At 70.5% G+C, this 26,632-nt stretch carries 20 protein-coding genes, 1 tRNA gene and 2 pseudogenes; 14 read left to right on the top strand and 9 right to left on the bottom strand.

The features are described from left to right. Positions 1–200: pseudogene (locus AB0C36_RS22105) on the bottom strand (acyl-CoA synthetase); the annotation flags it as partial. A gap of 178 nt (positions 201–378) precedes the next feature. Between AB0C36_RS22105 and AB0C36_RS22100 the strand changes: the two are divergent. Continuing rightward, positions 379–1,095: a PaaI family thioesterase gene (locus tag AB0C36_RS22100; RefSeq protein WP_358356518.1), complete on the top strand. Its 717-nt coding sequence runs from the start codon at positions 379–381 to the stop codon at positions 1,093–1,095. 1 nt (position 1,096) lies between these two features. Here the strand turns inward: AB0C36_RS22100 and AB0C36_RS22095 are convergent, their stop codons facing one another. After that, the gene (locus AB0C36_RS22095; RefSeq protein ID WP_358356516.1) at positions 1,097–1,426 is read right to left on the bottom strand and encodes a rhodanese-like domain-containing protein; all 330 of its coding nucleotides are present in this window, start codon (positions 1,424–1,426) and stop codon (positions 1,097–1,099) included. A 466-nt stretch (positions 1,427–1,892) separates the two neighbouring features. Then, a complete protein-coding gene (locus AB0C36_RS22090; protein WP_358356514.1) occupies positions 1,893–2,675 on the bottom strand; it encodes a J domain-containing protein in 783 nt (260 codons plus the stop codon). Between the two features lie 228 nt (positions 2,676–2,903). Here AB0C36_RS22090 and AB0C36_RS22085 point away from each other — a divergent pair, with 228 nt between their 5' ends. Both AB0C36_RS22085 and AB0C36_RS22080 read left to right on the top strand, forming a co-directional pair. Further along, the gene (locus AB0C36_RS22085; protein WP_358356512.1) at positions 2,904–3,497 is read left to right on the top strand and encodes a TetR/AcrR family transcriptional regulator; all 594 of its coding nucleotides are present in this window, start codon (positions 2,904–2,906) and stop codon (positions 3,495–3,497) included. Between the two features lie 253 nt (positions 3,498–3,750). After that, a complete protein-coding gene (locus tag AB0C36_RS22080) occupies positions 3,751–7,434 on the top strand; it encodes a hydantoinase B/oxoprolinase family protein (RefSeq protein WP_358356510.1) in 3,684 nt (1,227 codons plus the stop codon). A gap of 230 nt (positions 7,435–7,664) precedes the next feature. On the opposite strand, the gene AB0C36_RS22075 is transcribed toward AB0C36_RS22080, so the two are convergent. Then, positions 7,665–9,080, bottom strand: coding sequence for a DUF2252 domain-containing protein (locus AB0C36_RS22075; RefSeq protein ID WP_358356508.1), 1,416 nt, complete (start codon positions 9,078–9,080; stop codon positions 7,665–7,667). Between the two features lie 344 nt (positions 9,081–9,424). Here AB0C36_RS22075 and AB0C36_RS22070 point away from each other — a divergent pair, with 344 nt between their 5' ends. Then, positions 9,425–10,504 (top strand): LAETG motif-containing sortase-dependent surface protein, encoded by a 1,080-nt coding sequence (locus AB0C36_RS22070; protein ID WP_358356506.1) that lies wholly within the window; start codon positions 9,425–9,427, stop codon positions 10,502–10,504. A gap of 153 nt (positions 10,505–10,657) precedes the next feature. On the opposite strand, the gene AB0C36_RS22065 is transcribed toward AB0C36_RS22070, so the two are convergent. Further along, positions 10,658–11,662 (bottom strand): helix-turn-helix domain-containing protein, encoded by a 1,005-nt coding sequence (locus AB0C36_RS22065; RefSeq protein ID WP_358356504.1) that lies wholly within the window; start codon positions 11,660–11,662, stop codon positions 10,658–10,660. A 192-nt stretch (positions 11,663–11,854) separates the two neighbouring features. Here AB0C36_RS22065 and AB0C36_RS22060 point away from each other — a divergent pair, with 192 nt between their 5' ends. Further along, on the top strand, positions 11,855–12,349 hold the full coding sequence (locus tag AB0C36_RS22060) for a rhodanese-like domain-containing protein (protein WP_358356523.1): 495 nt from the start codon (positions 11,855–11,857) through the stop codon (positions 12,347–12,349). A gap of 12 nt (positions 12,350–12,361) precedes the next feature. Here the strand turns inward: AB0C36_RS22060 and AB0C36_RS22055 are convergent, their stop codons facing one another. Continuing rightward, positions 12,362–13,147, bottom strand: a complete 786-nt coding sequence (locus AB0C36_RS22055; protein WP_358356502.1) for a rhomboid-like protein — start codon at positions 13,145–13,147, stop codon at positions 12,362–12,364. Positions 13,148–13,319: 172 nt separating this feature from the next. Between AB0C36_RS22055 and AB0C36_RS22050 the strand changes: the two genes are divergently transcribed. Together AB0C36_RS22050 and AB0C36_RS22045 are read left to right on the top strand one after the other, a co-directional pair. Next, complete coding sequence (locus AB0C36_RS22050) at positions 13,320–14,192, top strand: alpha/beta fold hydrolase (RefSeq protein ID WP_358356501.1); 873 nt, start codon at positions 13,320–13,322, stop codon at positions 14,190–14,192. 122 nt (positions 14,193–14,314) lie between these two features. After that, positions 14,315–14,818 (top strand): carboxymuconolactone decarboxylase family protein, encoded by a 504-nt coding sequence (locus tag AB0C36_RS22045; protein ID WP_358356499.1) that lies wholly within the window; start codon positions 14,315–14,317, stop codon positions 14,816–14,818. 63 nt (positions 14,819–14,881) lie between these two features. Here the strand turns inward: AB0C36_RS22045 and sigJ are convergent, their stop codons facing one another. Then, complete coding sequence (gene sigJ / locus AB0C36_RS22040) at positions 14,882–15,832, bottom strand: RNA polymerase sigma factor SigJ (protein WP_358356497.1); 951 nt, start codon at positions 15,830–15,832, stop codon at positions 14,882–14,884. A 224-nt stretch (positions 15,833–16,056) separates the two neighbouring features. Here sigJ and AB0C36_RS22035 point away from each other — a divergent pair, with 224 nt between their 5' ends. Beyond that, the gene (locus AB0C36_RS22035) at positions 16,057–16,686 is read left to right on the top strand and encodes an LUD domain-containing protein (protein WP_358356495.1); all 630 of its coding nucleotides are present in this window, start codon (positions 16,057–16,059) and stop codon (positions 16,684–16,686) included. 95 nt (positions 16,687–16,781) lie between these two features. Here the strand turns inward: AB0C36_RS22035 and AB0C36_RS22030 are convergent. Further along, a tRNA-Leu gene (locus AB0C36_RS22030) sits at positions 16,782–16,865 on the bottom strand. Positions 16,866–17,358: 493 nt separating this feature from the next. Here AB0C36_RS22030 and AB0C36_RS22025 point away from each other — a divergent pair. From AB0C36_RS22025 to pknB, 6 genes and pseudogenes are all read left to right on the top strand, one after another. Further along, positions 17,359–18,282, top strand: coding sequence for an FHA domain-containing protein (locus tag AB0C36_RS22025; protein WP_358356494.1), 924 nt, complete (start codon positions 17,359–17,361; stop codon positions 18,280–18,282). 10 nt (positions 18,283–18,292) lie between these two features. Further along, entirely contained in the window at positions 18,293–18,835 is a 543-nt protein-coding gene (locus AB0C36_RS22020) for an FHA domain-containing protein FhaB/FipA (protein WP_358356492.1), read from the top strand. A gap of 5 nt (positions 18,836–18,840) precedes the next feature. After that, a complete protein-coding gene (locus AB0C36_RS22015; protein ID WP_358356490.1) occupies positions 18,841–20,469 on the top strand; it encodes a PP2C family protein-serine/threonine phosphatase in 1,629 nt (542 codons plus the stop codon). Further along, a pseudogene (locus AB0C36_RS22010) lies at positions 20,466–21,839 on the top strand (FtsW/RodA/SpoVE family cell cycle protein); the annotation flags it as partial. The gene AB0C36_RS22015 and the pseudogene AB0C36_RS22010, both read left to right, overlap by 4 nt. 364 nt (positions 21,840–22,203) lie before the next feature. Then, a complete protein-coding gene (locus AB0C36_RS22005; protein WP_358356488.1) occupies positions 22,204–23,709 on the top strand; it encodes a penicillin-binding transpeptidase domain-containing protein in 1,506 nt (501 codons plus the stop codon). Positions 23,710–23,829: 120 nt separating this feature from the next. Then, positions 23,830–25,719 (top strand): Stk1 family PASTA domain-containing Ser/Thr kinase, encoded by a 1,890-nt coding sequence (pknB, locus tag AB0C36_RS22000; RefSeq protein WP_358356487.1) that lies wholly within the window; start codon positions 23,830–23,832, stop codon positions 25,717–25,719. A 118-nt stretch (positions 25,720–25,837) separates the two neighbouring features. On the opposite strand, the gene AB0C36_RS21995 is transcribed toward pknB, so the two are convergent. Next, a complete protein-coding gene (locus AB0C36_RS21995; protein ID WP_358356485.1) occupies positions 25,838–26,605 on the bottom strand; it encodes a class E sortase in 768 nt (255 codons plus the stop codon). Between the last annotated feature and the right edge of the window lie 27 nt (positions 26,606–26,632).

Here is a 26,632-nt window from a genome sequence, read left to right as displayed (position 1 = left end):
CACATCGGGAACTCCGGCACGTTGTCCAGCAGCACACCCACGTGCGGAGCGGCACCCGCGGGCAGCCGGTCGGCAATGAACGCGGCACGGGCAGCGGCGGCCTTGGCCACTTGGTCATGCGTCCACACCAGGTCCTCGTACATCAGACCCGGACGATCGTCGCCGACCTGGGCGTGGACCAATTCGGCGATCGTGACCATGGTGTGCTCCTCCGCCGGATTCCTGATACACCGTCAGATGAATTCTGTCCGCATGATTGACACTGTCAACTGACACGCGTCAGGCCGCACGAGGAGCACGCATGAACGAGCGAAGCAGGCGAATCAGCGAGGGGACGCGCTTCGCGAATGCGACCGGCGCGCGGAGCGAGGTGGCGGCATGAGTCCGGACCCCCACGCGCCGGCCCTGACCGGGCCGTCCGCGTCCACGCTGGCGGCCATGCTGGGCGCCGGCATGCCCGACATCGCCGACATCCCGCCCGAGGCGTTCGAGCTGGTGGAGCGGGTGCGCGACCTCGTCGAGGCGGTCGTGCTGACCGACGTGGACGCCGCGGCCCGGGCAGCGGCGAGCACCCACGTCGCCGAGGCCACCGCGCTGCTGAAGGCCGCCCAGCGGCCCAAGGACTCGGTCGTGCAGCTGGTACGCCACGAGAACGGGCGCTACGAACACCTGTCGCAGGCGGGCTCCGGCCGCCTCAACCCGCAGGCGCCGCGCGTCGAGTACCTGAACCTGCCCGAGCCGGCCGAGCCGGGCGAGGTGCGCGAGCCGGTCGAGATCCTCGCGCGGGTCACGCTCACCGCGCAGCACGGCGGTCCGCCGGGACGCGCGCACGGGGGCGTGGTCGCGACGGTCCTCGACCAGGTCCTGGGTGTCGCGGCGTCGGCGAGCGGGCCGGCGGGGTTCACCGCCGGACTGGACATCCGGTTCCGCAAGGCGACGCCGTACGACGTGCCGCTCGACGTGGCGGCGCGCTTCGTACGCCGCGAAGGGCGGAAGACGTTCGCGACCGCGGAGATCCGCGTCGGGGACGTCGTGACGGCCGAGGCGACGGCCGTGTTCGTCTCCGACCGCGTCCCCGCGGACGCCGGCGCGTGAGTCAGGCGACGTAGGGCGGCGTGCCCGTCTCCGAGACCATCGGACGACCGGCCGCCTCCCACGCGAGCATGCCGCCGTCGATGTTGACCGCGTCCCAGCCGCGCTGCACGAGGTACGCGGTGACCTGGCCCGAGCGCCCGCCGACGCGGCACATCACGTACACGCGCGCCTCCTGCGGCACCTCGTCGATGCGGCCGATCAGCGTGCCCATGGGGATGTGCACGGCGTCGGCGACGTGCCCGGCGACCCATTCGCCGTCCTCGCGGACGTCGAGCACGAAGGCGTCGGCGGGGACTTCGGCGGCGCCGACGGCCGGAAGCGACTGGTGCATCGGTTCTCCGTGGGAGTTGAGGGGTGGTGTGTGGCGGGTGGGGTGTGTGGTGGCACGGGTCGGGCTCCCCGTCCGCCCATTCTCCGTCATCTTGCCGGTCGCTCCGCACGCCGTCTGCGCGTCGCCCGCACGTCGCATGTGTGCCGTGCGCGTGTCGTACGCGTGCCGTGTGCCGCTTCGACGTCGTCACCGCGCCACCGCGCCACCGTGCTGCCTCGTGCTGCCTCGTGCCGCTTGCGCCGCCTCTAACGGCGCAACTGGCGTGCTGAACGGGTTTCGTCGGGCAACACGCCCACAAGATGATTGATATGCCCGAATTTCAGGTAGATCGTGTGATTCATCGGAACACCCGCTGATCGGTGATCAGCCCACCGACCCGGCCCGGTCCGGCCGACGCCCATCCGGCCGGACCGGGCCGGCCCCAATTGACCGAAATCCATCGGTCAATTGCCACGAATCCGAACAATTACCCCAGCAGCGACGTGAGTTCCTTCTCGCGCTCGTCGATGCGCGCGAGCAGCTGCTCGGCCAGGTGCTCCAACAGCCCGTCCGGGTCGTCCGGAGCGAGCGCGAGCAACTGGCCCATGGGACTCTCCAACAGCGTCTCCCGCTCGGCCGCCAACTGCTGCTGACGGGCCGTCAGCAGCGCCAGTCGGCCGCGCAGCCACTCCGCACGGTCCGGAGGCACCACTTCAGGCGCACCCGCGGATCCGGCCGCCCACTCGTCGTCCAGGGCCATGAGAGTCGCCACGTCACCGGCCGAGTACGCGGCGTTGACGCGCGCGATGAAGTCCCCCCGGCGCTCCTTCTCGGCCGCGTCCTGGGCGAGGTCCGGGTGCGCCCGGCGGGCGAGTTCGCGGTAGAGCCGGCGCGCCTCGTCACTCGGCTTCACCCGCCGCACTTCGACCTCGGGCGCCGCACCCGTCTCGGCGGCGAAGGCGTCCATCAGTTCGTCGAGGTCGGGCATCGGATCGACGATCGCCCGCGCCTCCAGGGCACGGCGGATGTCGTCGGCGTCGCGACTGCGTGCCGCGACCGCCTCGGCGACGAGTGCGTCCAGTTCGTCGAGGCGTTCGTACAGCGGTCCGAGACGCCGGTGGTGCACGATCGCGAGATTGTCCAGTTCGACGCGCAACGTCGCGACGTCCACCTCGGCGTCCAGCAGGCCCGCCTCGACCGCGGCGACCTGGGCCTCCAGGGCCGCGACCTGGGGATCCGACCAGATCGCCGGTGCGTTGCCCTCGTCCATTCAAGCCCTCTTCCGGTGTCGAACACGGCCGCGCGACAGGGCTGTCGGCCCGCGGGGAACGCCCTGCGGATGCATTCCAGGCCCCCCTGGAACAAACCTGATAGGTGTCGAGAAGATCAAATCACGCACAACAGCCCACGCCAGCCTAAGCGTTAGGGCAGCATGGTCGGGCCGTCCCTGGCCAGTCGATCCAACCAAGCAGTTGGCTAGAGGGGATAAGATCCAGCCATGCCGCCCGACACCGCACGTACCCGAGCCAAACTTCTCGACGCCGCCCGAGCGGAGTTTGCCGAGCACGGCATCGCCGGCGCCCGCGTCGACCGCATCGCCCTGCGCGCTGGGGTGAACAAGGAGCGCATTTATGCGTATTTCGGAAACAAGGAGCAACTGTTCCAGCACGTCCTCAGTGAGTCGCTGCAAGAGCTGACCGCGGTCGTCACGATGTCCAGTGACGACCCGGCCGAGTACGTCGCGCAGATCTACGACTTCTACTGCGCCCGCCCCGAGCTGCTCCGGCTGCTCTTGTGGGAGGCCTTGTACTACGGCCACGAGCCGATCCCCGACGAGGACCGGCGGGCCACGAGCTACGCCGTCAAGCTCCAGGAGTTCGCCGAGCAACTCGGCGTGCAGCCCACCCCCGATGTGGCGCAGCTCCTGTTCTCGCTGATCGGGGTCGCCGCGTGGCAGTCCACGATGCCCCAGATGGCACGGATCATCCTGGGCACCGAGACGGAATCCGAACAAGCCCAGGCCCGCCGACGGGAACACCTGGTCGAGTTCACCCGCCAGTCCATAGCCGCGGTGAAGCAACCGCAGGGCTGAGCGGGAACCCACGCGACAAACCGAGGACCGGGTCCGTCAACTCCGTAGAACGGAGCCGGTCGTCGGGTGCACCAGGGACGCATGGATCGACCACGGGCCCGCGGTGGCGCGGCAAGCACCTGCCAGTGCTCGCCACCGCGGTTCCACCCGGGGGCGAGCGAGTCCGCCCTGATCCCACAAACGCACTGCCGGCACGCCGACGACACGTCCCGAATGCAGCAGGATGGCATCGGGCGTGACGACAGGAGGCGACGTGACCGGGCGTGCTTGGCAGTTCTGGGTGGACCGCGGCGGAACCTTCACCGACATCGTCGCGCGACGACCGGACGGCCGACTCGTCACCCACAAGCTGCTCTCCGAGAACCCGGCCCGCTACCGCGACGCCGCGGTGGCGGGTATCCGCGCGCTGCTCGGCCTCGCCGACGACGAGCCGGTCACCTCCGAGCTGGTGGAGCAGGTGCGCATGGGTACCACCGTGGCCACCAACGCCCTGCTCGAACGCAAGGGCGAGCGCACCGCATTGGTAATCACGCGCGGGTTCGGTGACGCCTTGCGGATCGCCTACCAGAACCGGCCGCGCATCTTCGACCGGCACATCGTGCTGCCCGAGTCGCTGTACGAGCGGGTGATCGAGGCCGACGAGCGCATGTCGGCGGACGGGACCGTGCTGCGCGCCCCCGACCTAAAGGCGCTCGCCGCGGAGTTGCGCGGCGCGTACGACGACGGCATCCGCTCCGTCGCGGTGGTCTGCCTGCACAGCCACCTCCACCCCGACCACGAACGCGCGATCGGCGCACTGGCCGAGGACCTCGGCTTCCCGCAGGTCTCGCTGTCCAGCGAGGTCAGCCCGCTGATGAAGGTGGTGCCCCGCGGCGACACCACGGTGGTCGACGCCTACCTCTCGCCCGTGCTGCGGCGCTATGTCTCCCAGGTCGCGGACCAGCTGCCCGGCGTGCCGCTCATGTTCATGCAGTCCAACGGCGGACTCGCCGAGGCCGGGCACTTCCGCGGCAAGGACGCGGTCCTGTCCGGCCCCGCGGGCGGCATCGTGGGTATGGCCCGGATGTCGGAGCTGGCGGGCTTCGACAAGGTCATCGGCTTCGACATGGGCGGTACCTCGACCGACGTGTCGCACTACACGGGCGAGTACGAACGGGTCTTCCACACCCTCATCGCCGGCGTGCGGCTGCGCTCCCCCATGCTCGCCATCGACACCGTCGCCGCGGGCGGGGGTTCGATCCTGCGCTTCGACGGCGGCCGCTACCGCGTCGGCCCCGAGTCTGCGGGCGCCGCCCCGGGCCCCACGTGCTATCGCAACGGCGGGCCGCTGACCGTTACCGACGCCAACGTGATGCTCGGCCGCGTACAACCCGCGCACTTCCCCCACGTGTTCGGCCCGGGCGGCGACCAGCCGCTCGATGCCGACGAAGTGCGCCTGCGCTTCGCCGAACTCGCCGCCGAGATCCGCGCGACCACGGGCGACGACCGTACGCCCGAGGAGGTGGCGGAAGGGTTCCTGCGCGTCGCGGTGGCCAACACCGCCAACGCGGTCAAGCGCATCTCCGTGGAAAAGGGCCACGACGTCGGCGAGTACGCCCTCACCACGTTCGGCGGCGCCGGCGGCCAACACGCGTGCGCGCTCGCCGACTCGCTCGGCATCCGCACCGTGCTCGTACCGCCGATGGCCGGAGTGCTGTCCGCACTCGGCATCGGCCTGGCGGACACCACCGCGATGCGCGAGCACTCCGTCGAGGCGCCGTTGTCCGCCGCGAACATGCCGAGGGTCGTCGCGACTGCCGACACCCTCGAAGCCGCCGCGCGGGGCGAACTGCTCGACGAGGGCGTACCCGAGGACCGCATCCGCGTGACCCGACGCGCGCACCTGCGCTACGACGGCACGGACACGGCCCTCGCGGTGGAACTGGCCGGGCCGGGCGCCATGGTGAACGCCTTCGAGGGCGTACACAAGCGCACGTACTCCTTCTTGATGGACCGTCAGCTCGTGGTGGAGTCGGTCTCGGTCGAGGTGACGGGTCTGACCGACCAGCCGGATCTGCGCGGCCTCGACGACGCCGTCCCCGGGGCCGAAGCGGTGCGCGTACGCATGTACTCCACCGGCGCCTGGCGCGACGTCCCGCTGCACCGACGCCGGCACATGACACCGGGCACCGCGGTCACCGGCCCCGCGATCATCTCCGACCCCAACTCCACCACCGTGGTCGACGACGGCTGGCAGGCGACCCTCGGCACCGAAGGCCACCTGCGGGTCGAACGCATGGCCGACCCGGCGGAATCCGACGCCGGCACCACGGCCGACCCCGTCATGCTGGAGATCTTCAACAACCTGTTCATGTCGATCGCCGAACAGATGGGCAGCGCACTCGAATCCACCGCGCAGTCCGTCAACATCCGCGAACGCCTGGACTTCTCCTGCGCGTTGTTCGACCCGGAGGGCAACCTCATCGCCAACGCACCGCACATTCCGGTGCACCTGGGCTCGATGGGGCGGTCGGTCAAGGAGGTCGTGCGGCGGCGCACCGACATGAAGCCCGGCGATGTCTACGCGGTCAACGACCCGTTCCACGGCGGCACGCATCTGCCGGACGTCACCGTCATCACCCCGGTGTTCGCCGCGGGCACCGCGGAGCCGAGCACGTCCGGTGAGTCGGTCGAGTCAGGCGCGCCGGACGCCTCGGCGGGGCCGGGCGGGTCAGGCGCGTCGGGCAGGTCGCCGGACATCCTCTTCTTCGTGGCCGCCCGCGGCCACCACGCCGAGATCGGCGGCATCACGCCGGGCTCGATGCCGGCCGACAGCCGCGACATCCACGAGGAGGGCGTGCTGCTCGACAACTGGCTGCTCGTCGACGGCGGCCGGTTCCGCGAGGAGGAGACGCTCCGCCTGCTGACCGAGGCCGCCCACCCGTCGCGCAACCCGCCGGCGAACCTCGCCGACCTGCGCGCCCAGGTCGCGGCCAACGCCAAGGGCGTCGAGGAAGTCGGCCGCATGATCGACCACTTCGGGCTCGACGTCGTGCAAGCGTACATGCGGCATGTGCAGGACAACGCCGAAGAGGCGGTCCGCCGCGTCATCGACGCCCTCGACGACGGCGCGTACACCTACGAGACCGATTCCGGCGCGACGATCGCCGTCAGGATCACCGTCGACCGTGCGAACCGGTCCGCGACCGTGGACTTCACCGGAACGTCACCGCAGTTGGCCACCAACCTCAACGCCCCCTCGTCGGTCGTCTCCGCAGCGGTTTTGTACGTCTTCCGCACCCTCGTCGCGGACGAAATCCCGCTCAACGAGGGCTGCCTGCGCCCGCTGACCATCGTGATCCCGCCCGGCTCGATGCTCGCCCCCGAGTACCCGGCCGCCGTCGTGGCCGGCAACGTCGAGACCTCGCAAGCGGTCACCGGCGCCCTGTACGCCGCAATGGGAGTGCAGGCCGAAGGCTCCGGCACGATGAACAACATCACCTTCGGCAACGAGAACCACCAGTACTACGAGACGGTCGGCTCGGGCTCGGGCGCGGGAGACGGCTTCGACGGCGCCTCGGTGGTCCAGACCCACATGACCAACTCGCGGCTCACCGACCCCGAGGTCCTGGAGTGGCGGTTCCCGGTGCTCCTGGAGGAGTTCGCCGTCCGGCACGGCAGCGGTGGGGCGGGCCGGAACCGCGGCGGAGACGGGGCCGTGCGGCGCATCAGGTTCCTCGAACCCATGACCGTGTGCGCGCTCTCGGGCCACCGCCGGGTCCCCCCGTACGGGATGGCCGGCGGCGCCCCGGGCGCCCTGGGCCGCAATCTGATTCGACGGGCGGACGGCGAGACGGCTGCGATGTCCGGCTGCGACGTCGCCGAAGTTGCGGCGGGCGACGTCCTGGTGATCGAAACCCCGGGCGGCGGAGGGTACGGCGAACCGAACCGCCCCTGACGACGGGCAGTGCCGCGAGGTGCCCGACGGATCCCCCGCGGCAGCCGTCCGCCGCCGCGCGGCGCCTAGGGAGTGTCTTCAAATTCGCGTCGGTCAGCCCGCGGGCCGTGGTGCGTGCGCTCGCAAGGCGCGGGCCGCAGCTCGGCCTGGGTTTGGCCGGGCAAGGTCCGCAACGCGGCGAGCGTGCGTGCCACGGTTCGCGGGCCCGGCGAGAATTTTGAAGACACGACCTAGACGCCGGTCTCGGCGGGCAGTGCTCCGGCCTTGACGGCGGTGACCAGTTCCGCGTGGTCGCGTTCGGTCTGGTCGGCGTACGTGACCGCGAAAGCCGCGACCGCCTCGTCGAGTTTGCCGCTCTTGCCGCAGTATCCGGCAAGCAGCTTCGGGTCCACGGAGTGGCTGTGTGCGCGGGCGAGCAGCGCGCCGGTCATCCGCGCGTAGTCGTCGAGTTGCCCGGCGGGCAGCGTGCTCGCGTCGATGCTGCCCTTCATGTTGCGGAACTGGCGCACGATGAAGTGCCGCCCCTCGACGGTCGTCCAGCCCAGCAGCGAGTCGGCGACCGCCTGCATGACCTTCTGCCCGAACACCACGCGGCGGCCCTCGTGTTCGGCGTGGCCGATGCCGAGGTACGGCGCGAGCGCCGAACGCCGGGACTCCTTCACCTGCAAGACGAGTGGTTCGTCCCCGCTGCCCTCCAGCATCACGACGTACGCGCGCAGGCCCACGCTGCCGGTGCCGACCACGCGGAACGCCACGTCCTCCACCACGAACCGCTCGAACATCGGGCGGCGGTCCGGGGACAGCGTCTGCACGTAACCGGCGAGCGACAGCGCGACCGCCTCGGCCGTCTCGTCGGAGACCAGCGTGAGCACCGGCGGATCGGGCACGAAGCGGCGGCGCCCGTCGTCGAGTTCGACGGTCGAACGGGCCGCGAAGCGGTCGCTGGTGTTGCGCCGTGCCTTCGCCGAGACCTGTTGGAGATGACCCGTCAGGTCGTGCGCCTCCGCGTGCCAGACCAGCGACTCGTCGGCGATCGCCTGCCAGGCCTGGAGCACCGGCATGCCGGCGAGCAGCGCGAGCGTGCGCCGGTACGCCTCGGCGGCGTCGTGTGCGGCCTCGCGGCACACGTCCTCCGACGCGCCGCTCACCCGACCGGCGACCACGAGGCTGGCGGCGAGGCGCTTGAGGTCCCATTCCCAGGGCCCGCGCACCGTCTCGTCGAAGTCGTTCACGTCCATGCACAGGCGGCCGTCCGAGCTGCCGTACAGCCCGAAGTTGCCGGCATGCGAGTCGCCGCAGATTTGCGCGTGCACCCCGGTGGCGGGGGTCTGCGCGAGGTCCGCCGCCATGAGCCCCGCGGATCCGCGGAGGAACGCGAAGGGCGTGGCGACCATGCGGCCTATCCGCAGCGGCACCAGCTCGGGCAGGCGCCCCTCGTTGGACTGCTCGACCACGTCCAGCACCGCGGGCCGGTCGGCGGCCGGTACGAACCGGTCGTGCGCGGTCCGCGACACGTCCTTGCGCAGCGCCTTGCCGCGGTTCCGCGCCGCGACGTCCCCACGCGCCCGGAACCCGGGAACCGCGAAGTCGCGTCCCTCGGCCACCGGATCCGCCACCGCCGAACGGGCCGTGTCACCGATCGCCATGCCTGCACCTCCGTCCCCCACCCCACCGGCGGGCCGTCCCGAAACTACCCCTCCGTCCGGCTTCCCACCGCGGCCCGGTCCGGCTTTACCACCCCATTAACTCCGCTGACTCCGCTGCTTCGCTGACTCCGTCGGCTCCGTCGGCCGGGCACCACGCCGAGCACTACGCCGAGCACCGGCAACGCCCGCGGTCGCAGGGGTTCGCGTCCAACGGCTGGACACGGGCACTGTTACACGCCTGCGACATATGGGCTGATCAGTGCGTGATAGCCATTTAAGGCCCGCCGCGTCCCCGATCCATATGCGCGCGGAAGTACTCAAAGTTGTTGGGAGCCCAAAACTCCATGCACATCTCCACCAACCAGCGGATAGCCACGCTTGCCGCCGTCGGCGGTGCGCTCGTCGTCGCACCGTTCGCGTTCGCTCCCGCGGCTTCCGCCGCCGGCGAGATCAAGATCAGCGCGCCGAGCACCGTCGCCGCAGGGACCACCGGCAAGGTCGGCTTCACGACCAAGTCCGACGCCACCGTGCGGATCGAGTTCGCGAGCGCCGCGGGCGTCGAAGGGGAGCGCGTCTACTCCCCCGACTGCACCTCGCCGGGCCGAAACCTGCTCGACTGCACGCCGAAGGGCGGGAAGTTCGACGTCTTCCTGCAGCTGACCGCGGACTCCAAGGCCGGCCAGGCGGTCACGTTCACCGCCAAGTCGAAGGACGGCACCGGTGAAGGCCGCTTCACCGTCGCGCCGAAGCCCGCCAAGCTGGGCGACCTCCAGGTCACCGCACCGCCTGGATCCAGCGTGTCGTGGTTCCGGTACGACCCGTCCACCGGCAAGGTCGAGAACGGCATCCCGATCGTGCTGCGCAACGATGGGCCCGACGCGTACACCACCGCGCAGGCCACCATCACCGCGCAGGAGGGCATCCGTTTCGACGGCGCCCCGCAGGGCTGCCAGAAGGTCAGCGACACCAAGCTCACCTGCCCGTCGAACGGTTCGCCCGCGGACAAGGGCGAGGAGGAGAACCTCGTCATCCCGGCGACGATCTCCGGCAAGCGCCAGGCCTTCGTCGTGGACTTCACCGGCACCGGTGCGACCGACCGCAACAAGTTCGACAACGAGGGCGTGGTCATGGAGACCGCGTTCGACGTCAAGCCGACGACGCCGAGCCCGCAGCCGTCCACCTCGACGCCGCCCGCGAAGCCCACCGAGCCGGCCAAGCCGACGGACTCCGCCAAGCCGGTTCCGCCGGTCACACCGAGCGGCCCCGCGTCGCCGCAGCCGGACACGGGCGGCGAACTCGCCCAGACCGGCGGCAACGACAACAGCACCGCGGTCATCGCGGGCAGCGCCGCGGGCCTCCTGGTGGTCGGCGGCGGCTTCGCGCTGTACGCACGCAGGCGCCGCGCGGGCACCACGGCGGTCTGACCAACCGCCGCGGCCACCGGAAACCCGTACGGCAAAGGCCGCCGTCCCGAACGATTCGGGACGGCGGCCTTCGGTGATCCTTGGCCACGCCCGTGACGAGCCTTGCCACGCACGGAAGTTCCGGACATCGAGCGCCGCGGTGTGCGCGGACGCTCAGGCGACGGTGGTGCGGAACGTGCGGCGGTACGCCGACGGCGACGTCCCCATCGCCCGCCCGAAGTGGTGCCGGAAGGTCACCGGGCTCTCGAACCCCACGGCGGCGCCCACCTCTTCGACCGAGGCCGCGGTGTCCTCCAGCAGGCTGAGGCTCGCCGCGACGCGCTGCGCAAGCACCCACCGCACCGGGCTCGTCCCCGTCTGCGCGGAGAACTTGCGCAGATAGGTGCGCTGCGACACATGCGCTTGTGCCGCGAGGTCGGCGACCGTGATCGGCTCGGCGAGGTGCTCCAGCGCCCAGGCCATCGAGCGGCCGATGCCGTCGTCGGCGGCCACCTCGCCGACCGCCGCCTGGATGAACTGCGCCTGGCCGCCCTCCCGGTGCGGCGGGACGACCAGGCGCCGGGCCACCGCGTTGGCCACCCGGGCGCCGTGGTCCTTGCGTACGAGGTGCAGGCACAGGTCGAGGCCCGCGGCGCTGCCCGCGCTGGTGAGGATGTCGTCGCCGTCGACATAGAGGACGTCCGGGTCGACCCGCACCCGCGGGTAGCGCTCGGCGAGCAGGTCCGCGTACTTCCAGTGGGTCGTGGCGACGCGGTCGTCGAGGAGCCCCGCAGCGGCGAGTGCGAACGCGCCGGAGCAGATCGACACGATGCGCGCGCCCCGCGCCCGCGCCGTGCGCAGCGCCTCGACGAGGGCGGGTGAGGCGTCGCCGCGTACGTCCGGCACCGCCGTGATGATCACGGTGTCCGCCGACGCCAGCACGTCGAGGCCGTGCTCGACGGTGATCGAGAAGCCGCCGAGGACACGCATCGGTTCGCGCGTCTCGCCGCACACGAACAGCCGGTACCAGGGGACCCCCAACTCGGGACGGGGGAGTCCGAAGATCTCCACGACCGAGCTCATCTCGAACGGCGCCATGCCGTCGAAGGCGAGCACGGCGACGGTCCCGCAGTGCGGCTCGGTGCCCGGGGCGGGTGCCGGAAGGTCGACGAACGTCATGGCGAAATGTTAGCGATAGTGGTCGTTAGCGCCACTGTCGAGGCCTTGGCCCGCCGGGACAAGATCTTCCTTGTCCGCGGGAGACGCCGCGGGTCACCCGCCCGGAACTCCCGGAACTTCCCGGAACTCCCTGGAACATCCCGGAACATCCCGGAAGCCGAGGCCCACACCCACCAGGAGCACGAAGTGACGATGCAGTTCACCGCCGCCGCCGCGATCGAGTCCGCGGTCACCGCCGTCCCGGCCGCCGCGCCCGAGGCCGCGGCCGCGCACTTCGCCGCCCGCCTCGCCTTCGAGGCCGATGTCTCCGACGTGCACACCGACCTGACCTCGGGCGCACCCGGCGTCGTCGTGGTCGACTCGCGCAGCCGGGTGAGCTGGGACCAGGGGCACATCCCGGGCGCGCTGCACATCCCCACCGTGCGCATCGCGGAACTCGCCCCACAGTTGATCGGCGGTCCGGAGAGCCGCGTGACGGTGGTGACGTACTGCTGGGGTCCTGGCTGCAACGGCGCGACGAAGGCGGCGCTGGCGTTCGCCCGGCTCGGCTACCCGGTCAAGGAGATGATCGGCGGCTTCGAGTACTGGGCGCGGGAGGGCTTCGAGGTCGAGTCGGCCGGCGGTACGTCGCGTACCGCACCCGACCCGCTCACCGCGCCCATCTCGGGTGTCTCGTGCGCCTGCTGACGCAACATCGGCTCAGCGGGGCACGACGCGCCCACCGACCGCAGGTTCCCGCGCCCACGGCTCGGTCAGCGGAGGCGGGTCGCGCGGCGGGGCCGCCAGCAGCGCCAGGGCCGCGGTGCCCAGGCCGAACAGCGTCGCGAGAAGGTGGCCGAGGTCCCAGATGGTCCGGCTCACGAACACCGGTACGGCGACGGTGACGACCAGCGCCGCGACCCCCACCCAGCGCACCCGGCCGCGCATGATCAGCACCGCGGCCGCGCAGCTGCCGACCATCATGTAGCTGACCCCGACGTCGGTGGCGAGCACCAGCGTCTCCGGCGCGCGGCCGCTGTCGATCGCCCACCTCTCGATACGCGCGGTGCACAGCGACCCGAGTACGTGCGCGCTGATCGCGATGAGTATCAAACGCGGTGTGCCGTAGCGGCGTTCGGCCCACGCGACGACCGTACCGAAGACCGCCGCGTACATGGCCAGCCCCGACCCCTCGTCCGCAACCCACAGTGCGCTGGTGACCAGCACCGTCGCGGGGTCGTCGGACAGCCGCCACAGATTGGTGCTGTCCACGCGCGTGAGCAGGTCGATCAGCTTCGGGGGCGCGGTCTTCTGCACGAAGGTGCCCGCCGTGAACAGCACGATGTAGGTGAACGTCGCCGGCGCGGAGAGCACCCACGCCCGCAGGCGCACGGTCCAGGGCGAGAGGCGCCGCGTAAGGTCGGCGGCGGGTGCCCAGAACTGGGCGAGGCCGCGCAGGGCGTACCAGGCGACGACGAGCGCGAGCACGACGACGACGGCGGCCACGCACGTCCTCCCGACCTAAGAAATCAGGGCAAACCGATACTAATCTCCGCATCCGACTCCACCTGTGCGCCACCACCGGCCAAGGCGATTCTCTCGAACTAATGGAAAGAAGAGAGAAAATACATTAGTGTCTGGAGTGCACCGAACAACGCCCGAAACCCGGAGGTCTGCCATGCCCGCCCTCGTCCTCCCCCAGGTCAGGCACCGCCACATCGAGGTCGACGGTCTGCGGGTCTTCTACCGCGAGGCCGGGCCCGCCGACGCGCCGACCCTCCTCCTGCTGCACGGATTCCCGTCCAGCTCAAGGCAGTTCGCGCGCCTGATCGACGCGCTCGGGACGGACTACCACCTGGTGGCCCCGGACTACCCGGGCTTCGGCCACAGCGATGCCCCGGACGCCGAGTCCTTCACCTACACCTTCGACGCGCTCGCCGACGTCACCGAGAAGTTCCTGCTGGCCCTCGGGCTCGACCGCTTCTCCATGTACGTCTTCGACTTCGGCGCACCGGTCGGCTTCCGCATCGCCACCCGGCACCCGGAGTGGATCGAGGGCCTGATCGTGCAGAACGGCAACGCGTACCTCGACGGGCTCTCCGACGCGGCCCGCGAGATGACCGCCAACCGGCCCGGCGTACCCGGCGCCGAAGAGGCGGTGCGCGGACTGCTCGCCCTCCCGGTCACCCGCTCGCAGTACGAAGGCGGCACCACCGACCCCGAACTCGTCGCCCCCGACGGGTGGACCGCCGACCAGCACTTCCTCGACCTGCCGGGCCGCGACGCCGTCCAGGTCGCCCTCGCCCTCGACTACCACAGCAATCTGGCGCTCTACCCGGTCTGGCAGGAGTGGCTGCGCACCCACCGCCCGCCGGCCCTCGTCGTCTGGGGCCGCAACGACTTCTTCTTCCCCGAGCCCGGCGCCCGCGCGTACCTGCGCGACCTGCCCGACGCCGAACTGCACCTCCTCGACACCGGTCACTTCGCCCTGGAGGACAAGCTCCCGGAAATCGCCCCGCTCGTCGCCGCCTTCCTCGACGCCCGCGCCTGACCGGCACCTGTCCGCGGATGTCGCGCACCCTTCTTCGGCCAGGGCTGTCACAACCGCGCTCCGGCGTCCGTCAGTGCTGTAACAGCCCGCAAGAGCGGGCGGCACAAACGGAGGCAACGACCATGAGCAACACGGAGATCACGGCGAACGCCCAGTCGCGGCTGCCCAACCCGGCGATGCTGGTCCCGGAGATGGCCGAGGTGGGCGCGGCACTCTTCAAGGTCGTCGGGAACGGCTCCGTCCCGCGGACGACCATCGGCCTGGTGCAATTGCGGGCCGGGCAGATCGTGGGCAGCGAGTACCTGACCGTCCTGCACACCGGAAACCTCGCCCGCGCCGGCGAGAGCGACGAGCGCGTCGCGGCCGTGGCGTCGTGGCGCGACGCGCCCCACTTCACCGAGGCCGAACGCGTCGCGCTCGAACTCGTCGAAGCCGTGTACACCGCCCCGGCCGAGGGCGAACGCGTCTCCGACGACGTGTACGCCCGGGCATCGGCGCAGTACGACGACAAGGCACTCACCACCCTGATCCTGGCGATCAGCCAGGTCTCGTTCTTCGTCCCCCTCGCCCTCATCGGCAAGCCGCTCCCCGGCAAGGCCCCCGAGGAGCAGTGGCGCCGGCCGTGACCGCCCGCGCGACACCTACCAGGAGGCCCACCGGCCTTGACCGGTGGGCCTCCTGGCATGCCGTCAGCCGACCGACCAGGCGCGGAGCTTGTCGGGGTTGAGGACCGCCCACATGTGCCTGATGCGGTCCCCCGCGACGTCGAACGCGTACACGGCCACCGTGACGCCGTCCCGCTGAGCCACCAGGCCAGGCTGTCCGTTGACCGTCCGCAGCACGAAACCCATGCCGCCGACCGCCCGGCCGGCGAGTTCGACCAGATAGCGGGCGATCTCCTCGGCCCCTTCGATGGGGTGCAGCCTGGCGCCGGTCACGCCCCCGCCGTCGGGAGTGACCGTCGCGTCGGGATCGAGCAGGCCGAGCAGGGCGTCGATGTCCTTCGCCTCCCAGGCCGCCTTGAAATCCCGGACCACGCCCGCCATTCGGGCCGGCGGGGCGGCGGCCGGGGTCCGAGCCGCCCGGACGCGGCGCCGGGCGGAGGTGGCCAGCTGACGGCAGGCCGCGGGGGTGCGTCCGACGATCTCCGCCACTTCGGGGAAGGGGTAGCGGAACACGTCGTGCAGGATGAACGCCACGCGTTCGGCCGGGGTCATCGACTCGAGCACGACGAGGAACGCCATGTTGAGCGACTCGTCGAGGGTGACCCGGTCCGCCGGATCGACGGGAACGGCCGTCCGCCGACCGCTGATCCACTCCGTCTCGTCGGGCACCGGCTCGGGGACCCACTGGCCCACGTAGCGCTCCCGCCGGACGCGCGCCGAGCCCAGCAGGGTCAGGCAGACGCGGCTCGCGACAGTCGTCAGCCAGGCACCGGGGGTGTCGATCGCGTCCTGCTCCTGCCGGGACATGGCGTACCAACGGGCGTACGTCTCCTGCACGACGTCCTCGGCATCGGCCCGCGAGCCGAGCATCCGGTACGCGAGGTTGACCAGCCGGCGCCGCTCACTCGTCACCGCGCTCAGGTCGGGGTCGTGCCGGTCGTGCCGGTCGTCGCCCGGCTCGGCAGGAATGGTCATGGTGCTCTGCTCCTCGCTCGCGGTCGCCCTCCACAGGTCCGACAAAGCAGCACGCCGCTTTGTGAGGCCGTCCACGCGCCTCACATTCCGCGGCGCTGCCTTGTCGCACAGCCGGGACCACACACCGAGACCCCGCGGCGCCCCGGCAAGACGGCACACCCCGCCGGCCAGGCCCGCCGCCACCCGACCGAAGCGACCGTAGCGACCGAAGGACAGCACCGACCATGACGAACCAGGCCCCGTCCACCTCGTACACCGATCCCGCCCCCGCGCACCGCCTGGAACAGGCGGCCGCCGCACTGACGGGGAACGGATTCACCACCGAGATACTCGACGACGTCGCCGCCGCACGCACCCGCATTGCCGAGCTGATCCCCGAGGGCGCCGAGGTCTTCACCTCGGCGAGCGAGACCGTCCGCCTGTCCGGCATCGACGCCGACCTCAACTCCGGCGGCCGGTACCAGGCCGTGAAGCCGCGAGTCCTGGCCATGGACCGCGCCACCCGGGCCGACGAGATCCGGCACCTTCTCGCCCGTCCCGACGTCGTCGTGGGCAGCGTCGCCGCGCTCACCGAGGCCGGCCAGGTCGTGGTCGCCTCGGGCAGCGGCAGCCAGTTGCCCGCGTACTCCGGCGGCGCCGGCCGCGTGATCCTGGTCGTCGGCGCGCAGAAAGTGGTCCCCGACCTGGCCACCGCGCTGCGCCGGCTCGAAGAGCACGCACTCCCTCTGGAAGACGCCCGCGCGCGGGTCGTCTACGGAACGCCGAGCGCCGTCAACAGCCTGCTGGTCCTCAACGCCGACGCCCGTCCGGGCCGCGTCACCATCCTGCTCGTCCGGGAAGCAGTCGGGTTCTGAACCACCGACAAAGCAGCTAATCCCGGAAACGCCGAACGGTGTCTTATCGATCGACTTTCGTCTCTCGGTAAGACACCGTTCGGTGTGTCTCGCGGTGCGCGAGGGGGGAGTTGAACCCCCACGCCCTTTCGGGCACTGGAACCTGAATCCAGCGCGTCTGCCTATTCCGCCACCCGCGCGAGCAACGATTGAAGATTAGCACGGATGCCGCGGCCGACTCGAATCCTTACCCGCTGGTGGCCTGGGCCACACCCAAACAGTGCGGACGGGTACAGAACGCACCTCCCCGGCCCGGGGTGCCCGCGCGGCGTCGCCCGAGGGTGTGCTTCGGTGGGCCGGAACGCCACCGGTTTCGTCGGGGCCATCCCCGCCGCCCCCGCGACTCCGGCATGCTTGACCTGCGCCGTCCGGATAGGAGGGCGTGTCCGCGGGGTAGACGCACCTGGTCACACCACAACTACGACAAGCGAGCCAGGACGAGGGGCTGGGGGTGTAGGAATCCCTGTGAGGGCCAACACTCCCTACAGTGACCATGACGGGGAACCATGCCCGTTTCCCGAGCGTGGATACGATCAGTGAGCTGACTGTAGGACTGGTCCGGACCGGTGCGCCCGGTCCGGGCACGCCCGTGCCCCGGGCGACGACGGCGACGCTTGAAGGAAGGAGGTGCCCATGGGTGTCCTGAAGAAGTTCGAGCAACGACTTGAGGGCCTGGTCAACGGCGCCTTCGCCAAGGCGTTCAAGTCGGACGTCCAGCCGGTCGAGATCGCCAGCGCGCTCAAGCGCGAGTGCGACAGCAACGCGACCATCTGGAACCGCGACCGGACCATGGTGCCGAACGACTTCGTGGTCGAGCTGGGTTCGCACGACTACGAGCGGCTGAGCCCGTACGCGCAGCAGCTCGGCGCGGAGCTCTCCACCATGGTGCGCGACTACGCGCAGCAGCAGCGCTACTCCTTCATCGGCCCCGTCGAGGTGCACTTCGAGCAGGCCGACGACCTCGACACGGGCCTGTACCGGGTGCGCAGCCAGGCATTGGCCGGCAGCCAGTCCCAGGGTTCCCCTGGGTACGGGCCGCCGGGACCGGTAGCGTCTCCCGCGCAACCGCACTATCCCGTGGAACAGCAGTACGGTTCGTCCGGGCACCCGCCGCAGGGCCCCGCACCGCAGTTCCACAACCCGTCGGCCTACCAGCCGGCGGGAGGCATGCCACCAGGTCCGCCCATGGGCCCCGGCATGGGTCCCGGATCGGGCCCCGGCCTGCCGCCGCGTCCCCCGAGCCCGCCGCCCGGACCCGCGCCGTACCGCCCGCCGGTGCTGCGCAGTTGGGTCGAGGTGAACGGGATGCGCCACGAGATCACCGCCCCGGTCGTGAAGCTGGGCCGGAGCACCGACGCGGACGTACGGGTCGACGACCCGAGCGTGTCGCGGCACCACGCCGAGATCAGGATCGGCCCCCCGGCGTCGATCGCCGACCTCGGTTCGACGAACGGGATCGTCGTGGACGGACAGCACTGCCAGCGTGCAGCGCTCCGCGACGGGTCGAGGATCGTGCTGGGCAGTACCACTGTCGTGTTCCGTCAAACCGAGGGGTGACATCGGGCGCATGTCTGAGCTGACCCTCACCGTCATGCGGCTGGGTTTCCTCGCCGTGCTGTGGCTGTTCGTGATCGTCGCGGTCCAGGTGATCCGCAGCGACCTGTTCGGCACGCGCGTGACCCAACGGCCCATGCGGCGGCGCAATGCCGCCGTACCGGCCAACGCCGCCGCCGCGGTGCCTCCGCCGGTCGCCCAGCAGGCGCCTCCCCCGCAAGCCCGCGGCCAGCGCCGCGGAGCGGCCCAGCCGCAACGCAACGCGCCGTCCAAACTCGTCATCACCGGCGGCTCGTTGACCGGTACGACGATGAATCTGACCGAGCAGCAGATCACCATCGGCCGGGCCCACGACTCCACCATCGTGCTCGACGACGACTACGCGTCCAGTCGGCACGCCCGCATCTACCCGGCTCCCGACGGCACCTGGATCGTCGAGGACCTCGGGTCCACCAACGGCACCTACCTGGACCGCACGCGCTTGACCGGCCCCACCCCCGTTCCCCTCGGAGCGCCGATCCGCATCGGCAAGACCGTTATCGAGCTGCGCAGGTAGCCTGAATGAGCCTCTCTCTCCGCTTCGCCGCCGGATCGCACAAAGGCATGATCCGCGAGGGCAACGAGGACTCCGGCTATGCCGGTCCACGCTTGCTCGCGGTCGCCGACGGCATGGGCGGCGCCGCCGCGGGCGAGGTGGCGAGCTCCGAGGTCCTCTCCACGATCGTGGAGCTCGACGAAGACCTCCCCGGCGCCGACCTGCGCGACACGCTGCGACTCGCGGTCGACCGCGCCAACGACCGGCTGCGCGTGATGATCGACGACGACCCCGGCCTCGAAGGCATGGGGACGACGCTGACCGCGCTGCTGTGGACCGGCACCGGACTCGGCCTCGTACACGTCGGCGACTCGCGCGCCTACCTGTTGCGCGACGGCATCCTCGAACAGATCACCCAGGACCACACCTGGGTGCAGCGCCTCGTCGACGAGGGCCGCATCACCGAGGAGGAGGCCGGGCACCACCCGCAGCGCTCGCTCCTGATGCGCGCACTCGACGGACGCGGCCAGGTCGAACCGGACCTCGCGGTCCGCGAGGCACGCGCCGGCGACCGCTACCTCGTGTGCAGCGACGGCCTGTCCGGCGTGGTCAGCCGCGAGACGATGCAGGACACCCTGCTCGCGCTCGTCGACCCCCGGGACGCCGTACAGGAGTTGATCCAGCTCGCGCTGCGCGGTGGCGGCCCCGACAACATCACGTGCATCGTCGCGGACATCGTCGACGTCGACCAGACGCCGTCCGACATCCCGGTGGTGGTCGGCGCGGTCGCCGACGACCTCGCCGGGGACACCGCGACCCTGCCCACCACCCCCGCCTCGCGCGCCCGCGAACTCACCGCCGGCGAGTACGAGAACGAGGCCCTGGTCCCGGACGCCGGCGTACCGAACCGCCGCCGCCCCAAGCCCGCGTGGCGCCGCACGCTCCCGGTCTGGGGCCCGGCGGTGGTGCTGCTCGCCGCGCTCGGCGGTGCGTACTGGTGGACCCAGACGCAGTACTACGTCGCCAAGGACGGCGAGCACGTCTCGATCTACCGGGGCATCGACACCGAGATCTTCGGCATCTCGCTGTCCAGCCCCTACAAGCAGTACTCCGCGGTCACGATGAACCTGATCGGTGCGGAGTACCGCGACAGCGTCGAGGAGCGCTACGACGCCTCCAGCCTGACGGACGCCCGGGAGTACGTGCAGAAGCTGGAACGCCAGGCGAGCGTGTGCCGGCAGGTCGTCGACTGGAACCGCGACCACCCTCCGACCGTCTCTCCCGAGGTACCGCAGATCCCGGAGCAGCCGCAGGCCCCGGTGACCGGCCTCCCGGGAGGGGATAACGTGAGCGCGTCCCCGACCACGAGCGTGCAGGCAGCGCCGATGCGCACGCCGACACCGACCACGAGTGCGCGGCCCGGGTCGGACAGCGTCTCGCGGTCCACGACCAGGCCCACCGCCGAGCCGGGCAAGACCGCCGGCTCGGGGCAACGGCCCGGCGCGAACCAGTCGCCGCCGCAGGGCCTGCCGAACGCACCGGCGCCGACGACCACGCCGCCACCGGCCACCACGGCTCCGACGCCGAAGATCGACCTCGGTCCCGACCAGGAACTGATCATCAAGTGCGACGAGCAGCCGAACGGCCAGAGTTGAGGGGGAACGCCGTGAGCAACACGACGATCACCCCCCAGTCCGCACCGAACCGCCGCAACACCGAGTTGATGATGCTCGGCTTCGCCGTGCTCGTCCCGGTGCTGGCGTATGCGAACGTCGGTCTCGCGGACAACGGCAGCCTGCCGACCGGGCTCGTCTCGTACGGCCTGGGCCTCGGCCTCATGGCGGGGCTCGCGCACCTGGTGGTCCGCAAGTTCACGCCGTACGCCGACCCGCTGCTGCTGCCGCTGGCGACCTTCCTCAACGGCATGGGCCTGGTCCTCATCTACCGGCTCGACCTCGACCTGTCCCGCAAGGCCGCGCCGACCCAGCTGATGTACACGGCGGTCGGCGTCGCGCTGTTCGTGGGCGTCGTGGTGTTCATGAGGGACCACCGGCTGCTGCAGCGGTACACGTACATCGCCATGCTCGTGGCGCTGGTGCTGCTGGTGTCCCCCATCCCCTTCCCGGGCGACACCTACGGCGCGAAGATCTGGATCCGCCTGGGCCCGTTCTCGATCCAGCCCGGTGAGTTCACCAAGATCGTGCTGACCGTGTTCTTCGCGGGCTACCTCATGGTCAAGCGCGACGCGCTCGCGCTGGCCAGCCGCAAGGTCATGGGGATGTACCTGCCGCGCGGCCGCGACCTGGGCCCGATCCTCGTGGTGTGGATCCTGAGCCTGCTGATCCTGGTCTTCGAGCGCGACCTGGGCACCTCGCTGCTGTTCTTCGGCATGTTCGTGGTGATGCTCTACATCGCGACCGAGCGCGTCAGCTGGCTGATCTTCGGCCTGGTCATGGCCGCCACCGGCGCCGCGGTGGTCGGCTCGGTGGAGCCGCACGTCAAGAGCCGCGTCGAGGCGTGGCTCGACCCGCTGGCGATCTACAGCGACAAGCCGCCGAGCGGCGGCTCGGAGCAGCTCGCCCAGGCACTGTTCGGGTACGGCGACGGCGGCCTGCTCGGCAAGGGCCTCAACCAGGGCTTCCCGAACGAGATCGGCTTCGCCGCCCGAAGCGACTTCATCCTCACCACGGTCGGCGAAGAGCTCGGCCTCGCCGGCATGATGGCGATCTTCATGGTGTACGCGCTGCTCATCGAGCGCGGCCTGCGCACCGCCCTCGCCGCCCGCGACCCCTTCGGCAAGCTGCTCGCGGCCGGCCTGTCCGTCGTCATGGCGCTCCAGGTCTTCGTCGTCGCGGGCGGCGTCACCGGCCTCATCCCGCTGACCGGTATGACCATGCCGTTCCTCGCGCAGGGCGGTTCGTCGGTCATCACCAACTGGATCCTGGTGGCGATCCTCATTGTGATCAGCCACACAGCGCGCCGCCCGGCTCCCCCGGCGGTCGCCGGCGAGGTCTCCGCGACCCAGAACAGCCGGGGCGGACGCCGTCGGCGCATCGAGGAGACCCCGCTCGACCAGGCCGACCTGGACGAACTCGCCGAGCCGACCCCAGTGCAGGGCTCGGAGCTCGGCGACCTGTCGGGCGGCGGCCAGGGGCGTGGCGGCGGTGGTTTCGGTGCGGACGAATCGGATGAATCGGACTCCCGCGTACCGGGTTCCGGGTCGGCGGCGGAACCACGGGGGGCGGAAACCGCGTCTCCACCTGACGCGTTGACCGTGCCAGGAGGAGCGCCCGGCGTCCCGCCCCGGCCGGCCGGTCCCCCCGGGGCACCGCCCAACGCGGATCCGACGGGACCGAGAGGACACAGCCAGTGAGGAATTGGGATCGCAAGTGAACAAGCCCCTGCGCAAAGTGTCCGTGTTCTGCATGCTGCTCGTGGCCGCGCTGATGGTGCGGACCAACTGGATCCAGGTCGTCAAGGCCGACGAATACTCCGGGCACGACAAGAACCGCCGCGCGGTCTACGAGGAGTACTCGCACCCGCGCGGTGACTTCTTCGTCGAGAACAAGCCCATCACCGGCTCGGTGGAGACCGACAGCAAGTACTACGAGTACCAGCGGACCTATCTCAACGGCCCGATGTACGCGCCGATCACCGGCTTCAAGTCGCAGTTCTTCGGCTCGAACTTCCTGGAGGGCGTCGAGAACGACATCCTCAACGGCGACGACGACCGGCTGTTCGTGCGCCGCGTCATCGACGTGATCACCGGGAAGGACCGCCGCGGCGGCAACGTCGACCTGACGATCAACGCGAAGGCGCAGGAGGCGGCGTTCAACGGCCTCAACGGCAAGACCGGCGCGGCCGTCGCGATCGACCCGACGACGGGCAAGATACTGGCGATGGCGTCGACACCGTCGTACGACCCGAACAAGCTGGCGGTCAACGACTCGAAGGCGCAGCAGGCCGAGTGGGAATCCCTGCAGCCGGACGCGAACCCCGCACGGCCGATGGACAACCGGGCGATCCGCAACACCTACGCGCCCGGGTCGACGTTCAAGCTGGTCACCGCGGCCGCGGCGCTGTCGAGCGGCCAGTTCCAACCGGAGACGGCCACCAACTTCGAGTCGCCGCTGCGCTATCCGAACTCGGTCAGCTCGCTGTCCGACCAGGCGGGCGCCGCGGCGTGCCAGGGCTCGACGCTCAAGGTCGCGCTGGAGAAGTCCTGCAACTCGGTGTTCGCCGGCATCGGCATGCAGCTGGGTGACGAGGCCATCAAGAACCAGGCACAGGCCTTCGGGTTCAACGACTTCGGCAAGTACGACTTCACCAAGTCGGTGGACACCAAGAACAACCTGACGATCCCGACCCGTGTCACCGCCAGCGTCTACCCGGCCAACGACGAGCAGGGCGCCACGATGCGCGCCTCGATCGGCCAGCAGGACGTGGCGTCCACCCCGCTGCAGATGGCCAGTGTGGTGGCGACCATCGCCAACAACGGCAAGGTCATGGAGCCGTACCTGGTCAGCTCGCTGCGCTCGCAGAGCCTGGACACCATCGAGCAGCGCGGGCAGAAGCAGCTCAACGAGGCGGTCAAGCCCGAAGTCGCCTCACAGCTCCAGGACATGATGGTCGGCGTCGTCGAGAACGGGTGTACGGCCGCCAAGATCCCGGGGGTCAAGGTCGGCGGCAAGACCGGGACCGCCCAGCGCGGTCCGAACAACGACCAGCGGCCGTACGCCTGGTTCGTCTCGTTCGCCGAGGTCGACGGCAAGAAGGTCGCCGTCGCCGTGGTGGTCGAGGACCAGGAGGCGGACATCGACCGCAACGACATCAGCGGCTGCAAGAGCGCCGCCCCGATCGCCGTCTCGATGATGAAGGCGGCGCTGGGCAAGTGAGACCCGACACAACGGGCCGCGCAGACTTGATCAGTCCGTGACATCCGTGCGAGCCCCGGCCCCGGTAGCGTGTCCGAGGACGTTCAGGGCCGTGGACCGGTGAGGGAAAGGCTGGAAGCTATGGAAGAGCCGCGTCGCCTCGGCGACCGGTACGAGCTCGGCGCGGTCTTGGGCCGCGGCGGAATGGCCGAGGTCTACCTCGGCCGGGACATCCGTCTGGGCCGTACCGTCGCGGTGAAGACGCTCCGCGCCGACCTCGCCCGCGATCCCTCGTTCCAGGCACGGTTCCGGCGCGAGGCGCAGTCCGCGGCGTCGCTGAACCATCCGGCGATCGTCGCGGTGTACGACACCGGCGAGGACTACATCAACGGGATCTCCATCCCGTACATCGTGATGGAGTACGTCGACGGGTCCACGCTGCGTGAGCTTCTTCACTCCGGCCGCCGCCTGCTGCCCGAGCGCGCGATGGAGATGACCGCCGGCGTGCTCCAGGCGCTGGAGTACTCGCACCGCAACGGGATCATCCACCGCGACATCAAGCCCGCCAACGTCATGCTGACGCGGCAGGGCACGGTCAAGGTGATGGACTTCGGCATCGCGCGCGCCATGGCCGACAACGGCATGACGATGACGCAGACCGCCGCGGTCATCGGCACGGCGCAGTACCTCTCCCCCGAGCAGGCGCGCGGCGAGACCGTGGACGCCCGTTCGGACCTCTACTCCACCGGCTGCCTGCTGTACGAGCTGCTGACCGAGCGCCCGCCGTTCGTCGGCGACTCGCCGGTCGCGGTGGCGTACCAGCACGTCCGCGAGGACCCGCTGCCGCCGAGCGCGTACGACCCCGAGGTCTCCCCGACCATCGACGCGATCGTGCTCAAGTCGCTCGCGAAGAACCCGGACAACCGCTACCAGAGCGCCGACGAGATGCGTGCCGACCTCGAGCGCGCGCTGCACGGCATGCCGGTGGCGGCGCCTGCGGTGATGGCCCCCATGGAGGCGGCCACACAGTACCTTCCGGCGACGCCGGGGCCGTCGACGCAGATGTCTCCCGCGTACTCCACCGCGCCGCAGCACAACCAGCACCAGTACGACCTGGACGACGACTACGACGACGACCCGCCCAAGCAGCGCGGCTGGGCGTGGGCGCTGCTGGCGATCGCGTGTGTCGCGGTCCTGGTCGCCGCCTTCTTCGTCGGCAAGACGCTGCTCGGCGGGGACGGCGGCGAGGGCGACAAGGCCACCGTCCCGAGCCTGGTCGGCAAGACCGAGCAGCAGGCGCGGGAAAGCCTCACGAACGCGACCCTGACGCTGACCGTCTCGCCGGACAGCGAGACGTGCAACCAGCCCAAGGGCGTCATCTGCAGCCAGAACCCGGCCGCCGACGCGCAGGTCGCCAAGGACAGCCAGGTCACGGTCAAGCTCTCCGCCGGCCCGGCGTCGGGCAAGGTGCCGCTGCTGGTCGGCAAGCAGGAGGACGACGCGGTCAAGGCGCTCAAGGACGCCGGTTTCCCCGAGCCGAAGATCGATCGCAACACCGCCTTCAACTGCCCGCGCGAGACGGTCTGCGACACCGACCCGAAGGCGAACACCGAGGTCCCGCTGACCACCGTGATCACCCTCAAGGTGAACAGCGGCAAGCCGCAGGCAGTGGTTCCGCGGGTCATCGGTATGACCGAGTCCGAGGCCAAGAGCAAGCTCAAGGAAGACGGCTTCAAGTCCCAGGTCGTCAAGGAGTTCAGCGACCAGCCGCAGGGCACGGTGACCAAGCAGACCCCGGAGAGCGGCAACAAGTACGACGAGGGCACGACGGTCACCATCACGGTGTCGCAGGGCGCCTCGCCGACTCCCACACCGCCGACGACGCCGCCGACGCCGACCACTCCGACGGGCGGCTCGCCGACCAACACGGCGACGAACACGCAGTCGCCGAGCGGTGGCAACCCGGGCGGCAACAACAAGCCCGGGGGCGGCGATTCGGACAACCCGTTCGACCCCCGCAACTGGGGCTAGTCGCTCGCCTTCGGATCGCGGCCCGGCGGCCGCGGAGCCGACGACACGTTGGACGACACGTTGAGGGGCCCGTACCGATCCGGTACGGGCCCCTCAACTGTGCTGCGGCGCCTGCGACTCAGCGGGTCAGCGCGGCGGGCCGGAAGCCGGGGCGCTTGTCCTCCGCGGCGGTCATGGTGCCCCAGAAGACCATGCGGTTCTTGGACGTGAACTCCGGGTCGCACGTGGTCAGCGTGATGATCTTCTGCCCCTCCGGCAGCCCGAGCATCGGCGGATTCGGCGCCAGCACCGCGCCGTTGCCCGGCTTGGTGATGAACGGCCCCTTCACGATCTGGTACGTGTACCAGGCGCGTTCGGTCTCGACCACCACGTAGTCGCCGACCTTCAGCTTGTTGAGGTACCGGAAGGGCTCGCCGTGGCCGTTGCGGTGTCCGGCCAAGCCGAAGTTGCCCTGCTCGCCGGGGCCGGTGTACGGCGCGTACGTGTAGTGCCCGACGCCTTGCGCGAGCGATTTCAGGCTCGTCCCCTCGACGACTGGCTTCTGGAAGTTCTTGCCCAGACGCGGGATGTAGACGATCGCGAAGGCCTTTCCGCGGACCGTGCCGCCGCGGGTCGTCGTGCCGTCCTCCTGGCCGTCCCCGCCGACGTTGTCGGGCCCTTCGTCCGGGCCCAGGTACGGCGGAGGGCTCGCGTTCTCCGGCGGGTTCGCCGCCGCGACCGGGGTGCTCTCGTCGTCGTTCCACATGTCGTGCAGCTCCGACACGTGGGATTCGGCCTTCTCGCGCGCCTCGATGTTCGTCCACCACAACTGGTGGACACACAGGAGCAGACCGACGAGGCCGAGGGTGAAGACCACCTCGGCAGTGCCGCGTATGACTTTGCGCACGACGCCCATGAGCCGACAGCTTGGCAC

Origin of the sequence: Streptodolium elevatio, assembly GCF_040649515.1 — a bacterium.
Taxonomy (GTDB): Bacteria; Actinomycetota; Actinomycetes; order Streptomycetales; family Streptomycetaceae; genus Yinghuangia; species Yinghuangia elevatio.
The sequence above is the reverse complement of the archived record's forward strand: the minus strand, read 5'-3'. Positions and strand labels throughout refer to the sequence as shown.

Bases quoted from the DNA above. Each gene is read 5' to 3' on its own strand.
- AB0C36_RS22045 (WP_358356499.1), top strand. From the start codon at position 14,315: ATGAGCAACACGGAGATCACGGCGAACGCCCAGTCGCGGCTGCCCAAC.
- AB0C36_RS22025 (WP_358356494.1), top strand. From the start codon at position 17,359: ATGGGTGTCCTGAAGAAGTTCGAGCAACGACTTGAGGGCCTGGTCAAC.
- AB0C36_RS22050 (WP_358356501.1), top strand. From the start codon at position 13,320: ATGCCCGCCCTCGTCCTCCCCCAGGTCAGGCACCGCCACATCGAGGTC.
- AB0C36_RS22020 (WP_358356492.1), top strand. From the start codon at position 18,293: ATGTCTGAGCTGACCCTCACCGTCATGCGGCTGGGTTTCCTCGCCGTG.
- AB0C36_RS22100 (WP_358356518.1), top strand. From the start codon at position 379: ATGAGTCCGGACCCCCACGCGCCGGCCCTGACCGGGCCGTCCGCGTCC.
- AB0C36_RS22060 (WP_358356523.1), top strand. From the start codon at position 11,855: ATGCAGTTCACCGCCGCCGCCGCGATCGAGTCCGCGGTCACCGCCGTC.
- AB0C36_RS22095 (WP_358356516.1), bottom strand. From the start codon at position 1,426: ATGCACCAGTCGCTTCCGGCCGTCGGCGCCGCCGAAGTCCCCGCCGAC.
- AB0C36_RS22085 (WP_358356512.1), top strand. From the start codon at position 2,904: ATGCCGCCCGACACCGCACGTACCCGAGCCAAACTTCTCGACGCCGCC.
- AB0C36_RS22065 (WP_358356504.1), bottom strand. From the start codon at position 11,662: ATGACGTTCGTCGACCTTCCGGCACCCGCCCCGGGCACCGAGCCGCAC.
- AB0C36_RS22075 (WP_358356508.1), bottom strand. From the start codon at position 9,080: ATGGCGATCGGTGACACGGCCCGTTCGGCGGTGGCGGATCCGGTGGCC.
- AB0C36_RS22070 (WP_358356506.1), top strand. From the start codon at position 9,425: ATGCACATCTCCACCAACCAGCGGATAGCCACGCTTGCCGCCGTCGGC.
- AB0C36_RS22035 (WP_358356495.1), top strand. From the start codon at position 16,057: ATGACGAACCAGGCCCCGTCCACCTCGTACACCGATCCCGCCCCCGCG.
- sigJ (WP_358356497.1), bottom strand. From the start codon at position 15,832: ATGACCATTCCTGCCGAGCCGGGCGACGACCGGCACGACCGGCACGAC.
- AB0C36_RS22015 (WP_358356490.1), top strand. From the start codon at position 18,841: ATGAGCCTCTCTCTCCGCTTCGCCGCCGGATCGCACAAAGGCATGATC.
- AB0C36_RS22090 (WP_358356514.1), bottom strand. From the start codon at position 2,675: ATGGACGAGGGCAACGCACCGGCGATCTGGTCGGATCCCCAGGTCGCG.
- pknB (WP_358356487.1), top strand. From the start codon at position 23,830: ATGGAAGAGCCGCGTCGCCTCGGCGACCGGTACGAGCTCGGCGCGGTC.